At 57.3% G+C, this 13,122-nt stretch carries 13 protein-coding genes; 6 read left to right on the forward strand and 7 right to left on the reverse strand.

Going from position 1 to position 13,122, the window contains the following annotated elements; all coding sequences use genetic code 11:
- Nucleotides 1-575 precede the first annotated feature (575 nt).
- Complete coding sequence (locus ACQZ6F_RS08775) at nucleotides 576-1,364, forward strand: LexA family transcriptional regulator (RefSeq protein WP_068398134.1); 789 nt, start codon at nucleotides 576-578, stop codon at nucleotides 1,362-1,364.
- 16 nt (nucleotides 1,365-1,380) lie between these two features.
- Here ACQZ6F_RS08775 and ACQZ6F_RS08780 read toward each other — a convergent pair whose 3' ends face one another.
- A complete protein-coding gene (locus ACQZ6F_RS08780; RefSeq protein ID WP_449092085.1) occupies nucleotides 1,381-1,755 on the reverse strand; it encodes a hypothetical protein in 375 nt (124 codons plus the stop codon).
- On the opposite strand from ACQZ6F_RS08780, the gene ACQZ6F_RS08785 reads away from it, so the two are divergent.
- A complete protein-coding gene (locus tag ACQZ6F_RS08785; RefSeq protein WP_449092084.1) occupies nucleotides 1,750-2,130 on the forward strand; it encodes a hypothetical protein in 381 nt (126 codons plus the stop codon). The two genes, ACQZ6F_RS08780 and ACQZ6F_RS08785, sit on opposite strands and share 6 nt — an antisense overlap.
- A gap of 67 nt (nucleotides 2,131-2,197) precedes the next feature.
- Complete coding sequence (locus ACQZ6F_RS08790; protein WP_449092083.1) at nucleotides 2,198-2,554, forward strand: nuclear transport factor 2 family protein; 357 nt, start codon at nucleotides 2,198-2,200, stop codon at nucleotides 2,552-2,554.
- 108 nt (nucleotides 2,555-2,662) lie between these two features.
- Here the strand turns inward: ACQZ6F_RS08790 and ACQZ6F_RS08795 are convergent, their stop codons facing one another.
- The 6 genes from ACQZ6F_RS08795 to ACQZ6F_RS08820 all read right to left on the reverse strand — a co-directional run bounded on the left by ACQZ6F_RS08795 (nucleotide 2,663) and on the right by ACQZ6F_RS08820 (nucleotide 9,589).
- Nucleotides 2,663-3,325 carry a response regulator transcription factor gene (locus ACQZ6F_RS08795; protein WP_449092082.1) on the reverse strand — a complete coding sequence of 221 codons (663 nt, stop codon included), beginning with the start codon at nucleotides 3,323-3,325 and terminating at the stop codon, nucleotides 2,663-2,665.
- 5 nt (nucleotides 3,326-3,330) lie between these two features.
- Nucleotides 3,331-4,395, reverse strand: a complete 1,065-nt coding sequence (locus tag ACQZ6F_RS08800; protein WP_449092081.1) for a sensor histidine kinase — start codon at nucleotides 4,393-4,395, stop codon at nucleotides 3,331-3,333.
- A gap of 792 nt (nucleotides 4,396-5,187) precedes the next feature.
- Entirely contained in the window at nucleotides 5,188-6,519 is a 1,332-nt protein-coding gene (locus ACQZ6F_RS08805; protein ID WP_077469230.1) for an ABC transporter ATP-binding protein, read from the reverse strand.
- Between the two features lie 21 nt (nucleotides 6,520-6,540).
- Nucleotides 6,541-8,301: an ABC transporter permease gene (locus ACQZ6F_RS08810; RefSeq protein ID WP_449092080.1), complete on the reverse strand. Its 1,761-nt coding sequence runs from the start codon at nucleotides 8,299-8,301 to the stop codon at nucleotides 6,541-6,543.
- 94 nt (nucleotides 8,302-8,395) lie between these two features.
- A complete protein-coding gene (locus tag ACQZ6F_RS08815) occupies nucleotides 8,396-8,626 on the reverse strand; it encodes a hypothetical protein (protein WP_449092079.1) in 231 nt (76 codons plus the stop codon).
- Between the two features lie 369 nt (nucleotides 8,627-8,995).
- Nucleotides 8,996-9,589, reverse strand: coding sequence for a TfuA-like protein (locus ACQZ6F_RS08820; protein ID WP_246662629.1), 594 nt, complete (start codon nucleotides 9,587-9,589; stop codon nucleotides 8,996-8,998).
- Nucleotides 9,590-9,984: 395 nt separating this feature from the next.
- On the opposite strand from ACQZ6F_RS08820, the gene ACQZ6F_RS08825 reads away from it, so the two are divergent.
- The 3 genes from ACQZ6F_RS08825 to ACQZ6F_RS08835 all read left to right on the forward strand — a co-directional run bounded on the left by ACQZ6F_RS08825 (nucleotide 9,985) and on the right by ACQZ6F_RS08835 (nucleotide 13,065).
- Nucleotides 9,985-11,901 carry a hypothetical protein gene (locus ACQZ6F_RS08825; protein WP_449092078.1) on the forward strand — a complete coding sequence of 639 codons (1,917 nt, stop codon included), beginning with the start codon at nucleotides 9,985-9,987 and terminating at the stop codon, nucleotides 11,899-11,901.
- Between the two features lie 30 nt (nucleotides 11,902-11,931).
- Nucleotides 11,932-12,150, forward strand: coding sequence for a hypothetical protein (locus ACQZ6F_RS08830; protein WP_077469240.1), 219 nt, complete (start codon nucleotides 11,932-11,934; stop codon nucleotides 12,148-12,150).
- Between the two features lie 414 nt (nucleotides 12,151-12,564).
- Entirely contained in the window at nucleotides 12,565-13,065 is a 501-nt protein-coding gene (locus ACQZ6F_RS08835; protein WP_449092077.1) for a GNAT family N-acetyltransferase, read from the forward strand.
- Nucleotides 13,066-13,122 lie beyond the last annotated feature (57 nt).

The following is a 13,122-nucleotide window of genomic DNA, read 5'->3' on the forward strand; positions in this document are numbered from 1 at the left end:
TGTGTCGTCAGCGCCGTTTCGCCGAACCTGTCGGCTCGCCGGCACGGATGGCGTGGTCCCCAGCTACACGGAAATGAGCCTGATCTCCCTCGGGAGCACCACCCTCCTCCTCAGCGTATGGGAACGCCGGTTTCCGGACGATCGACCTCACGGCAGCCAGCATGCTGGCAAAAAAGAGTGCCGCACCGATGCACGCCAGGAACCCCTGGAACATCTCGCTCATGGCAGCCTCTCGAAACTAGACGCCTCTGCCGTAGGCTGAGTATCTGCCATCTCAGTCGGTTCCACGGCTGCTTTGCAGTATTCACAATGAAGCTCGATGACTTCCGCGATAGATAAGCTGCGATGACAGGTCGGGCAGCCCCAGAAGCTATCGAAATAATCTGCCGACTTTCTATTTCTCCTGCTCGCGATCATGCCGTCACCTCCTAAATCCACCTGTCCGCCGCGCCAAAGAGGCCTGACATCCAGCTCGCAACAAAATGAGCCGCAAGCATCTTGATAAACACCAATTATGTTGATAAAGATGCATATGTCAACATGATTTATGTTGTTAATTTTGCAAGGGTCGGAAAATGCAAAAATCCATGGGCGAACGACTGAGGGCGGCACGCGAAGCCGCAAATTATTCATCGGCAACGAAGGCGGCAGAAGCGCTCGGGGTGAGCCTCTCCACCTATCGCGCCCACGAAAACGGCCAGAACGACTTCAGCGCCGAGATTGCCAGTCGCTACGCCAAGAAGTTCGGCACGACTGCGGGCTACCTCTTGACGGGCGAAGGATCGCACAAGCTGGCCCGCGCGGTGCCGAATATGGTGACCTCTTTCGATCCGGACGAGCAGGATAACGACGGATTTGCCGAAGACGGTGAAGAGCTCAGCTACAGCCGCGAACATTGGCAGCCGCAGATTGCCGGGGCAACGCCGGAGGTCGATGTCAAGCTTGGCGCCGGCAGCGGCGTTGTCGGCGAAGTCATCAATCTGCCCGTTGGTTCCGGGAACGTAGCAGGGCATAAAATCGTCGCGGAATGGCTCATTCCCACCGGATATCTACGCAACGAGGCGAAGGCCTCGCCGAACCATACCATCATCATGGAGGTGATCGGCGACTCTATGCAGCCCACCTATATGCCTGGCGATCGCGTTATCGTTGATCTCTCGCAAAACCAGATGACGACCGACACTGTCTATGCCATCAGCGATGGCTATTCCGAACCACAGATCAAGCGCCTGCAGCGTGTGCCTTTCACGCAGCCCGGACAGGTGAAAATCATCTCGGACAATCCGGCGTTGGAAACATTCACGGTCGAGCTGGAGCGTCTGACGATCATCGGCCGCATTTGCGGACACATTGCCCGCAAATAAGAAGACCGGCCTTCGCTCACGCTGCGGTATCGCGCCAATTTTTGATTGGCATCGGAAATATCATCTCATATGGACGCAAAACATCTTTGATGTCTTTGTTGACTTTCATAGACATAAAATATGTTGACATTAATCGTGTTTCCTGACAATTTCCCGATAGAGCCGATTGGCACTGGAAGGAATGAGCCCGAGCAAGCCTAACAGCCTTGCACGAAGTCAGCGAAACCGGCCAGGCAACGGCGATCGATAGTGAAAGGAGAATACTGGCGATGCGCCTGAGAACCGACACCGCTCCGATGGAACCGGCGAACACGTCAAAAGCAGGCAAACGCAACACCAGGCTTAATCTATCGTCCCCGTCGGCTACACAGGCGGGAAGATAATCATGCACAACGCCGCCTTCTCCTGCGAATATTCATTCGACGAGCTGCAAATTTGCCTCTGTGATCGCTGGGAAACCGGATTGCTGCTGTATGGACACGCCGAGTTGACATCTGCGGGAGCCGACTACGAGGACGAGTTCTACGTTTCGGCAATTCGTCTGGATGGTGGAGCGCGACTGGCCAGACCAAACACGCAGACCATCGCGAGCAACTTCGAATCCGAACTGTTTCGACGCATAGCTGCGGTCATCGAAGACGAAAAGACACTTCCCGGTCGTCATGCCGCCGAACTTTTCGCCGGGGAATTGGAGCAATTCCGGGAGGCCGATTGCGATCAGGCATACAAAGTCAGGCAAGAGCAGGGAGTGGCCGTCTTTGCATAATATCCTCTCCCCTTAAACGGACCTACACTGAGCTTGGAAGCAAGATGAAACGGAGACTGTAAGCGCGATGGAAATTGCACAGGACGAGCTAGAGGACATTCGCCGGCTGGAGGAGATGTTGCATCGTCCGGAAATCCGGCAATCGCCGAAGGCAGTTGCTGAGCTTCTTGCGGAAGGCTTTGTCGAATTCGGCAGTTCGGGCACGATCTATGACGACAGAGACGAACTCATCGCCAGTCTGGCAGCGGAAAGGACCGAACCAGCCTCACCGCCGGTAACTGCGTGCGACTATGCCTTCCGATCGATTTCACCGGATGCCATTCTCGTGACGTATCGGAGCATTCGAGCGGCAATGGGCGATAGCCCTTCGCGGCATGCCCTGCGCAGCTCGATCTGGCAGCGCTCGATGGCCGATGGCAAATGATATTTCATCAAGGCACGCTCACCACGCCCCGCCCCTAATTCAGGCTAGTTCAAATACTGAAGCGGCTTCGCTGGGGCACCGAGATCGGTGTCGGTAAAACATGAAGGCCTAGCGCGACGCGGATGCGGGGCCGCCGCCCTTGCCGCCAATAGCCGTTTCGGTCAATCCGAGGCCATCGGCCATCCTGATGAGATCGGCAACGGAATCGGCTCGCATCTTTCGCATGGCCTGACCGCGATGGACCTTTACGGTGATCTCACTCAGGCCGATTTCCCCGGCAATCTGCTTGTTCAATAACCCTCTCGCAACAAGCGCCATGACCTCACGCTCCCGCGGTGTCAACGATGCGAAACGCTCGTGAAGATCGGCCGAGGCGATTTCCTTTTTCAGTCGAGCCCGATCAACATCGAGGGCTTGCCGGATTGCGTCGAGAAGATCCTGTTCCCGAAACGGCTTCAGAAGGAATTCCACCGCACCGGCCTTCATGGCGCGCACCGACATTGGCACATCGCCGTGACCGGTTAGAAAGATAATCGGTATCGAATAACCTATCCTTGTGAGCTCGTCCTGAAAATCGAGACCACTCGCATCCGGCATCCTGACGTCGAGAACGATACAGGCCGGCCCTTCCGATCGGGGGTGCGAAAGGAAATCGCGAGGTGAGGCGAAGCATCGCGTGTCGTAGCCGACAGAGCGCAAAAGGCTGTCCAGCCCGTCACGCACGGATGGGTCGTCGTCGATCACATAGACAGTCGGTTGTTGCTCCTGCATATGCCCTACCCCTTTGTCTTCCCACCCAGCGGCAGGGTGAAGCCGAATACAGTCCCATGCGGAAAATTGGGCGCGGCATAGACGGCGCCGCCATGCGCTTCGATGATCGATCGGCTGATGGCAAGCCCCATTCCCATACCGTTCGGTTTCGTCGTGTAGAAAGCCTCGAATATTCTATCAAGCTTCGCCGACGGAACGCCGACGCCCGTGTCGCGCACGCTGACCGTGATCTTGCTTTCAGCGGCAGCAACGCTGACCAGCAATTCGCGCTCTTCCAGCTCGACATCTGTGAGAGCTTCAATCGCGTTCATGATGAAATTGAGCATCACCTGTTGCAACTGTACGCGATCACCAGTCACGGGAGGCAAGTCGCTCGCCAGCTCGGTGCGAAGAAGTATCTGCCCCTTGCGGATTTCACTGCGAACGAGTTCAAGCACGTCGGTAATGGCATCCGTCAGATCAAACATGTCGCGTGAAGGAGACGATTGCGCAACGAGCCTACGAACGCGGCCGATAACATCACCTGCCCTGTCAGCATCCATGACGATCCGCTCGATGGCACGCCGCGCCTCATTCTGATCGGCAGGTGTTGCCGAAAGCCATCGAAGTGCGGCGTTGCCGTTTGCGGCTATCGCCGTGATGGGTTGGCTGACCTCATGAGCGATCGATGTGCCGAGTTCGCCAACAATGGTGAGCCGCGACATACGCGCAAGCTCGGACTGCGCCTGCCTCGCCTTTGCATCAAGCCGCTCGATTCTGATCGCCAGGTAGGTGGTCGCGCCGATGGCAATCAGGCTCAATATACTATTGATCAACCCCGCCTGCGAGGCGCCATGCCGCGTGAGGAAATAGCTCAATATCGTCAGGACGGCGCAGACAACGCCGACGACGGCGATCGCACCTGTCCGCCCGGAATGTACCGACAGCAGGATGACCGAAACATAGAGGACGGCGAACGCGATCTCCAAATCCGTGATCGTGTCGCCAATGAAGATAAGGCCGGCAAGAACGGCGATACCGAGCCAGAATAGAGGCATCTCGAAAAGATACTTCAGAAACTCGCGCCTCATGCCTTTCGTCCCCGTGTCAGCGTTCTCGACGCCTTGCATATCCGAGTGACAACCTGCCTGATCCAAATCCCAAAAACAACGGCGGCTGTTGCTGCCATAATCCCTGTATAGCACTGATTTCACTGGATGATGGCTTGCGCTTGCTACCTGGCTATTGGCGGCAGAACGAAGTTGAGCGAGCCGATCATCTGCTTGATTGCCGAATGCTCGTGATGCGCTCCGATGAAGTCGGCCCGCCCGGAAACGTGCAAACCACAGCCAGGTTGCGAGCGATTGGTCAAGCGCGATGGTCATGATTGTCGTTTCCGGCATAGCGAGTGAAGAGACGGCGGCGCTGGCGGCGACGAAGAATGGCAAGGCTTGTCCTGTTCAGACGCGCTGCCCAACGGAGCAGCACGCGCGTCTGATTTGCAGGCAAGATGCCGCGGAGAAAGAGCCGTGTCGCCCATCGTGTGAGGCAATGCGCGCCCCACAGAAGCGCCAGCATCGCCGCCAATCCGACATAGTCTCTGAAGCGAGTCAGGCGCGCGTTTAGCCTGCTTCTCTTACTGGATTGTAGGCGCTTTCCATTGCAGGGCTTGTTTCGGCTGTTCCTGCTGAGGGTTTCCAGAAAACGGCCAAGTTCTTCGTTGTCTCTGGGCATGACGATCCGTCCCGCAGCCATCCAGGCTGCGCGACGGAATCCCGTGCGCTAGGCCCTGACTTGGCTGCTTGTCAAATTCAAAAGTGTAATTGGGTCGGTCGCCGCCTTATCCGGCGGCAACCTTGATCCGTCTGATCCGGCTGCCTGTTTCAACTTGGGTTCTCCAACGTGAACAGATCCGCATTTTCGTCATAGGCGAAATATTCCGCGTAACGGGCCCAGTTGGTGACGGCCTTGATGGTCGTGTCGGCATAGTCTTCGGACATGTAATCCTCGAGCTCATCACGAAAACGCCGCGCAGGAGCACGATGCGTCGGCCGTTCGTCGAGGACGCGGCGGATATGGGCAGCAAGTGGCACATAGGTTGCCAGATGCTGCTCGAAGAGCCGCTTGCGCTCATCGACATCGCTGTCGGAGAAACGCAGCCCAGGAGCCGTCAACTTGATGTCGCCGCCTTCCAGATCGGCGAAACGCAGAAGCTGGAGTGTTTCTGCCACCGGAAAGAGGTCATCGATGCCGAGATGCAGATGCGTCGCCAGCGGCGGCAAATCTGCCTGCCCGCGATAGGGCTCGGCTGCCACCGTTTCGATCAGACCGGACATCAGGTTGGTCGATACGCGTGGCAGCGCCATGGCGATACCCGTACCCGGGAACAGCCCTTCACGCGTCGGAGCGCCGGTTCTTGCCGTCATCCGGGCATAGATATCCTCGACCAGCATGCGAAACGCCGGATCGAGGCGGTTGCGCGGCTGCGGCAGATCCACCTTGATTTCTGCAATGACGCGACCGGGGTTCGATCCGAAGATCAGGATGCGGTCGCACATCAACACGGCTTCCTCGATGTTGTGCGTCACCATCAGCACCGAATCGATCGGCATGCGGCCTTCGCACCACAGATCGAGAAGGTCGGTACGAAGCGTTTCCGCGGTCAATACGTCGAGCGCGGAGAAAGGCTCATCCATCAACAGAACTTTGGGCCGAACCACGAGCGCACGGGCAAGACCGACGCGTTGGCGCATGCCGCCCGACAGCTCCTTGGGATAGGCGCTTTCGAACCCATCAAGGCCGATCAGGTCGATGGCGGCCAGCGCACGCTTGCGGCGCTCCGTCGAAGCGACGCCCTGAGCCTCGAGCCCGAGCTCGACGTTCTGCAGCACCGTCAACCAGGGAAACAGGGCGAAGCTCTGGAAGACGACAGCAACATCGGAGTTGGGGCCGACCACCGGCCGGCCGTCAAAGGTGATCTCGCCCTTGCTTGGACGGATGAGGCCGGCAATGGCACGCAGCAGTGTCGATTTGCCGGAGCCGGAGCGGCCGAGCAGCCCGACGATTTCATTCGGATAGAGCTGAAGATCGACATTCTCGAGCACGACGAGCGAACCGGAGGTTCCCTTGTCATATGTCTGACAAACCTGTTTCGCCAGAACCAGCGGCGAACCTTTTACAATGTCGAGCTTCTTGGAGATGACAGCGTTTTCCATGTTCATTTCTCCGATGTGTGATTAATCGAGGCGTAAACGGCGTTCAGCGAAGACGTAGAGCGGCCGCCAGAGCGTTCTGTTGAAAAGAGTGACGAAGACGGACATGACGACGATGCCGAGGATGACCCGCGGAAAATCGCCCGCTTCCGTCGCTTTCGCGATGTAGGAGCCGAGACCGAAGGCTTCGAGCTTCGTGTTTCCCCAGCTTGCCAGTTCCGCAACGATGCTCGCATTCCAGGAGCCGCCGGAAGCCGTCAGCGCCCCCGTGACGTAATAGGGGAATATCCCCGGCAGTATCGCCCGCCGCCACCATGTCCACGAACGCAGCCTGTAGACGGAGGATGCCTCCCGCAGATCGGTCGGGAAAGCGCTTGCCCCGGCAATCACGTTGAAGAGGATGTACCACTGCGTGCCCAGCACCATCAGCGGTGACAGCCAGATATCAGGGTTGGCGCCCGTCGCGACGATTGCAATCACCGCCACGGGAAAGAGCACGTTCGCCGGAAATGCTGCCAGAAACTGAGCGATCGGTTGGACGCGCTCCGCAACCGCCGGGCGCAGACCAATCCAGACGCCGAGCGGGACCCAGATCACGCTTGCGACCGCGATCAGAACGACCACGCGGAGGAGAGTAACGAAGCCACCGGCAAACGCGATCGAAACATCCCCCCATGACAGCGTCTGACTAAGATAAGAGACGATATCCCAGATGCTCCAGGCGCCGATGGCGGCAATCAGAGCGAACCAGGCATAGTCGATGACCCGGCTAACAACACGCCGCTCGTCCCGCCCCTTCGCAACCGCTCTTGATGCAGGCAGCAGCCGCAGAAGGAACAACCTGCCCCACACGGCGGCAAATGGTGCCGTCACATTTTTCAGAAGACGCGTGCGGCGGATCAGCGAATAGACCCAGGAACGCGGCTTTTGCTGGCCGGCCGTCTGCTCGAAGCGAAATTTGTCTGCCCAGGCGACGATTGGCCGGAAGAGCAGCTGGTCATAGAGAAGGATGACGATGCCCATGGCCAGGACCGCCCAGCCGACGGCCACGAAATCCTGCTTATCGATGGCGAGCGCCAGCCACGAGCCAAGTCCGGGAAGCTGCACAGTGGTATTGCCAACCGTGATTGCCTCTGAGGCGACCACGAAGAACCAGCCGCCGGACATGGACATCATCGTATTCCACACCAGACCGGGTGCTGCAAAGGGGGCCTCCAGACGCCAAAAGCGCTGCCAGGAGGACAGACCGAAGCTGCGGCTGACTTCATCGAGATCACGCGGCACGGTCCGCAACGACTGATAGAAGGAGAAGGCCATATTCCAGGCCTGGCTGGTGAAGATCGCAAAGATCGAAGCACATTCCGCACCGAGCTGGCTTCCAGGAAACAGCCCCATGAAGAACGTCACGGTGAAGGTCAGGAAGCCCAGTACCGGCACCGATTGCAAGATGTCGAGAGCCGGAATGATGATCTTCTCGGCACGCCGGCTCTTTGCTGCAAGCGTTGCAACCACAAAGGTGAAGATGAGCGAGGCAACGATTGCAGCCATCATCCGCAAGGTCGTGCGCAGCGCATATTCAGGCAGATAGGCGGGATCGAGCGAGAGCGGAGTCGTCGAGAGGCCCTCCAGCGGCGCCCGCATCTCGCCCACTCCATGAAGCGTAAGATAGCCTGCGGCAGCGATGAAGGCGAAGGCGGCAAGATCGTAGCCGTTTGGCAGGATGCGTGCACCGGCCAACGCGGCAACGGCGCTGCGCTCGCGTCGATCATTGGCAAGGAAAACCATGTATAACCCCTTAAAAACAGGATGTTATCAATAGAGCGCGCCCGCATGACGCAGCAGTTGCAGCGTCAAGGGCGAGCCTGTGTGAAAGAAAGGGCTAGGCCGCTCGCCGACTGTCGTCCTCATCGGAGACAGCAACATTTCCGGTCGTCCAGAAGCACTCCAATTTCCCCGTATGCGGATTGGTGTGCCAAACGGCCATCAGGCGCGGGCGTTGAAAAAGCACGATCCGGCCGAGCGACGACGAAGCCGTCGTAGCTGGCAGCATGTGCGGAGCGGAAAACTTGGTTGCGAACGTGCGTTCGCGGAAAAGAACAATATTGTTCATGGCTCACTCCTCGGTCCGCTTACGAGCAGATCCGGAGGTCGAGCCGGAGAGGCTAGGCCCGACCGTCGCTCGCCCGGCGAATGCCGATAGCGGTCCAGGTTGTTGCGATGACCATCCGGATACGGCGCGAAGCCGCAACCGGACAGCGACTAGGGTAGCTGTCCATTTGCTTCTTTTATCTGTTGTTGCATCTGCCCTTGCATCATGTTGCGCAGGCAGGGTCGTCTTGTCATAACCGCTGGGTAGGGTCAATCAAGCGATGGTGCCGTGCGATTATACCAAGGTATAGGCCCTCGGATTTCGTGCTTGCCAAACTCTGGAGAAAGCGAAAAATCGCTATTTCGGAGGGGGTTAAGAGCCTTCTTCGGTCTAAGCCTTAGCCTTACGGGAGGAAGAAACCATCCTGTCCCAGAAGCTCGTTGCTTCGAAAATCCAGTCGGGCCTGACCGCGAGACGCCGATCCGGTGCCGAGACGACGACATCGATAAGACGCTCTGCATCCAGCAGCTTTTGATTGACGAGATTCTGCCGCAGCGCCGTCAGCACCAAAGTCGCGCGATCCGGGTCCTGAATGCTGGACTGTACCAGAACCTTATACGTCCGATCCTTGAAGAAGGTCGCTCTCGCGGCCTCCAGAAGCCGGTCATGCTCGGCATCGGTAATGCATCCGCGATGCAGGCATTGCGCGATCGTTGCGCGGACATTGACGAGCGGCTCGCTCAATGAAAGGAAGCCCAGTTCCGCGGGCCCGTGCGACTGGGCGACATCGGCATCGTCCAGCAAAGCTCCACTGGCATAGTCGTCGTAGATCTTGCCGATGCCGATCATGCCGAAAGCTGCACATTCGGCCGCCCTCAAGGCGCCCATGCTTGCGCCACCAAAGACCTGAACTCCCTGGGCAAGAGCGAACAGGATCTCCTTGTGCCAGATCGCCGGTACATGCTCATAAATCCCGTCAATCAAGCCGATAACATTCGCGCCATCCTCAACCGCCCTGAAGAAATCACCTTGCCTGGCGGGCGGCCGCAGCTCGTAACCTTCGCTGGGTAACTGATTCGTCCCGTGTAGAGTCGGGCCTGCGAAAATGACTTTCATATCGAGTTAGGAATACCCATTGCGGTACGTTAGTCGAGCTTTCCTTCCGGATTTCATCGGAATTTCACCGTCGACATCGAAATTTCACACAACAACGTCTTTGAAACTACAGAACGGCTAATAGTCGAGTTGCAATTAATCACGCCTTGCAGCAAAAATATAGCATGAGTTTCACTCGCCGTATCGGTGTCTATCTACCCGATAATCACCAGATTTCTCAAAGGCGGCGGCCGTTACATATGTAAAACAATATAGATGGCGCGATGCAATTTTCACTCAGAACATTTGGAGAGATCGCTCTTCTCGATAGCGCCGGACGCGAGGTAGCATTTCCGGAAAAAGCACTCCTGATACTTGCTTATCTACTTACAGGCGAAAGAGGATATACAAGCAGAACAAGCATAGCGCGATTTCTGTGGGGCGAGGATGATATCGCCAACTCGCTGACGAACCTGCGGAAGCTCATTTCTCGTATCAAGAAGCGGCAGGCGGAACTCAACGCAGACTTCATGACCTTTGACGATACGGATATCCATCTCGCCCGGAACTCACTGACCAGCGATCTTATCTCCCCATATGCCGATGCCTCGAGGAACCAATCGCAGCATCTTCCGCTTCTAGTACAGGCTGTGCAAGCGACGTTCCTGGAAAACGCGAACTGTCAGAGCCGGGCCTTCGTCGATTGGCGAGAGGGTGAAAAAAAGCGGCATCTCGCTGCGCTAAAGGAAGCACTTGAGATAGCCACACAACGTCCGGCGACAGCCGACGAAATCGCTATCATCAAGGAGGCGGCGCTCCTTCTTTTCGAAGCGGAACCCGAGGACGAGAACACCCATCGCATATTGCTGAAAGTATTTGATGCAGAAGGTGGGATCGAGCAGCTGAAACGCCTGTTCGAGCGGCGCAAGGACCTTGTTTCGTCCTGGCCGGCTAGATCGCCAGCATCTCCGCGGTCATCCATTCCGGCCCCGACATCCGACGAGGCCATCTCGGAACACGACCTTCCAACGCAACCCATCCTGCGCATACCGCGGCTTGCCTTACTGCCTCCAGGCAATGACAGCGCCGATACGGCTGCGCTGATGGTGGCGTCGTCGCTGATCGAGGACATAACCCTCGGCTTTTGCGCATTGAACAGTCTGCGGGTCATCGCCCCCTACTCGGCCATGCAGATAAGCCGCCAGACCGAAAATCAACTCGCGCTCTTCCAGCAGTACGATATCAACTATGTTCTCGACACTCGGCTGAGCGGGCTTGGCAATGATCTCTCGCTGTTCTCGCAGCTCATCTATATGTCGAACAGCGAGGTTGTTTGGGCGGAGCGCTTCAATTTCGGCAAGCTGGATCTGGCCCGCAACAAGCGCGATATCTCGCGACACATCGTTCTTGAGGTTGCAGGGCAAGTGGAGCGTCATGAAACGACGCGGATCTATTTCGAACAGAACCCTGCCGCCTATCATCAATATCTTGTCGGGCAACAATATCTCCATCGCCTGACGCTGCCGAACATGCGTCGCGCCCGCAAGGAGATGAAGACGGTCTTGCGGGAAAGCGCCGATTTCGCACCGGCGATGAGTTCCATCGCCCGCACCTATTCCAAGGAATGGTTGCTGACGGCGCGCGGCGATATCGAACTGCTGAAATCCGCCGAAGCCTACGCCACCCAGGCCATCGAGATTCGTGACGACCTGGCGGACGGCTATCGCGAACTTGGCGTCGCCAAAGTCCTGCAGGGAGCCATCGATGAAAGCGTGGAAGCGCTGGAACTCGCGGAAGCCTTGAGTCCACACTATGCGGACGTGATCGCCGACCACGCCGATACGTTGACCCATTGTTCGCGCCCGCAGCTGGCACTTGAGAAAATCACCCACGCCATCGAGTTGAACCCTTTAAGTCCGGATTCGTATCTCTGGACAGCCGCCGGAGCCAGCTATGCGCTCGGGCAATTCAGCGAAACAGTCGAATATATCGGGAAAATGGCCGACAGCAGCCTGGCCGACAGGCTATCGGCCGCCAGCTGGGCCATGCTCGGCAATAGCGAGAAAGCGCGCTTCTTTGTGCGCAGAACCCGAGAAACCAATCCTGACTTCGATGTTGATCGATGGCTCGCAATCGTGCCGGTGAAGGAACAATGGCACAAGGACATGTACAGAGAGGGCCTAAAGAAGGCAGGATTTTAACCAGCAAATCATAGTCAAAAGGAACACCACATGGCACGCGTTGTTATTCTAGGAATTGCCGGAGAGACCGGCCTTTGGGTTGTCGATCTGGATGCCGGGACCGCAGCTCCCCTGACGAACCCACCGGACTCGACACTACAGCCGATCGTCAATCTCCGGGCGGCCGGCGCCACGGTGACCAGAGGGGTCAATGTCGCCGTTTCCGTAGCATCCGCGGAATCGGCATATTCCGGTCATTTTGACGGCTGATCACCAAATAGGTTGGCGGGAGGTGCCGAACCAATCGGTATCTCCCCCGCAGTCTGTTCAGAGCTGTAACGCCGAGCAATGTCCTCTCGACGATAGTCTTTCAGGTGCCCTGCGAGATCTTTAAGCTAATCAGGTCGGAAATACCCTCAAGCCGCCGGCGGCTTAAAATATTAGACAGCCAAACGAGGTGGTTTACATAGCTGCAAAAACCCATACGCCGCGAGATCATGGCGAGGCATCAAAGATCGCATCTCGAATGTGGTACGGCTATTTTATGTAAGATTTCCCACCCAGCGCCCAGTTTTACAAACCTTTCGATCCAATAAATGTTGCAGACGACTGCGAGCGCATTCACCGCATGATTGTGCTAGGTAAAATGCAACCTGAAATCACCCATCAGCAAGGCCAATATTAGTGATTATTGTACGCACAGAGAGACCGGAAGATATCGACGCCATTCGAGCCATAACCACCGCCGCTTTCGCAAGTGCCGAACACAGCTCCGGCACGGAAGCAATGATCGTCGATGCCTTGCGAGCTGCCCATGCGCTGACGCTCTCACTGGCCGCCGTCGAACAAGACGAGATCGTTGGCCATGTGGCGTTCTCACCCGTCAGCATCGAAACAGGAACAACGAAATGGTTCGGTCTCGGGCCGGTATCGGTGCGACCTGATCGACAAGGGACCGGCATCGGCAAGGCCTTGATCGAGGCCGGGATCGCCAAGCTCGAAGACCACGGCGCCCACGGCTGCGTCGTCCTCGGCGATCCCCGATACTACGCCCGCTTCGGCTTCGTTAGCGACCCCGCTCTCCGATACGCCGACGTGCCATCGGAGTATTTCCAGCACATTACATTCAAGGGACCAACACCGATTGGTCAAGTTGCCTATCACGAGGCATTTAGCCAGGATTAGATCAAGAGCCAGAAAGCTAAATCTAGCTTTGGCCTCATCGATGACGGCTGGTGCTTC

The organism is Rhizobium sp. A22-96 (assembly GCF_053521805.1).

Coding starts and splice junctions, on each gene's coding strand:
- ACQZ6F_RS08795 (WP_449092082.1), bottom strand. CDS start 3,325: ATGCAGGAGCAACAACCGACTGTCTATGTGATCGACGACGACCCATCC.
- ACQZ6F_RS08805 (WP_077469230.1), bottom strand. CDS start 6,519: ATGGAAAACGCTGTCATCTCCAAGAAGCTCGACATTGTAAAAGGTTCG.
- ACQZ6F_RS08785 (WP_449092084.1), top strand. CDS start 1,750: ATGCACAACGCCGCCTTCTCCTGCGAATATTCATTCGACGAGCTGCAA.
- ACQZ6F_RS08800 (WP_449092081.1), bottom strand. CDS start 4,395: ATGAGGCGCGAGTTTCTGAAGTATCTTTTCGAGATGCCTCTATTCTGG.
- ACQZ6F_RS08815 (WP_449092079.1), bottom strand. CDS start 8,626: ATGAACAATATTGTTCTTTTCCGCGAACGCACGTTCGCAACCAAGTTT.
- ACQZ6F_RS08825 (WP_449092078.1), top strand. CDS start 9,985: ATGCAATTTTCACTCAGAACATTTGGAGAGATCGCTCTTCTCGATAGC.
- ACQZ6F_RS08790 (WP_449092083.1), top strand. CDS start 2,198: ATGGAAATTGCACAGGACGAGCTAGAGGACATTCGCCGGCTGGAGGAG.
- ACQZ6F_RS08775 (WP_068398134.1), top strand. CDS start 576: ATGCAAAAATCCATGGGCGAACGACTGAGGGCGGCACGCGAAGCCGCA.
- ACQZ6F_RS08810 (WP_449092080.1), bottom strand. CDS start 8,301: ATGGTTTTCCTTGCCAATGATCGACGCGAGCGCAGCGCCGTTGCCGCG.
- ACQZ6F_RS08830 (WP_077469240.1), top strand. CDS start 11,932: ATGGCACGCGTTGTTATTCTAGGAATTGCCGGAGAGACCGGCCTTTGG.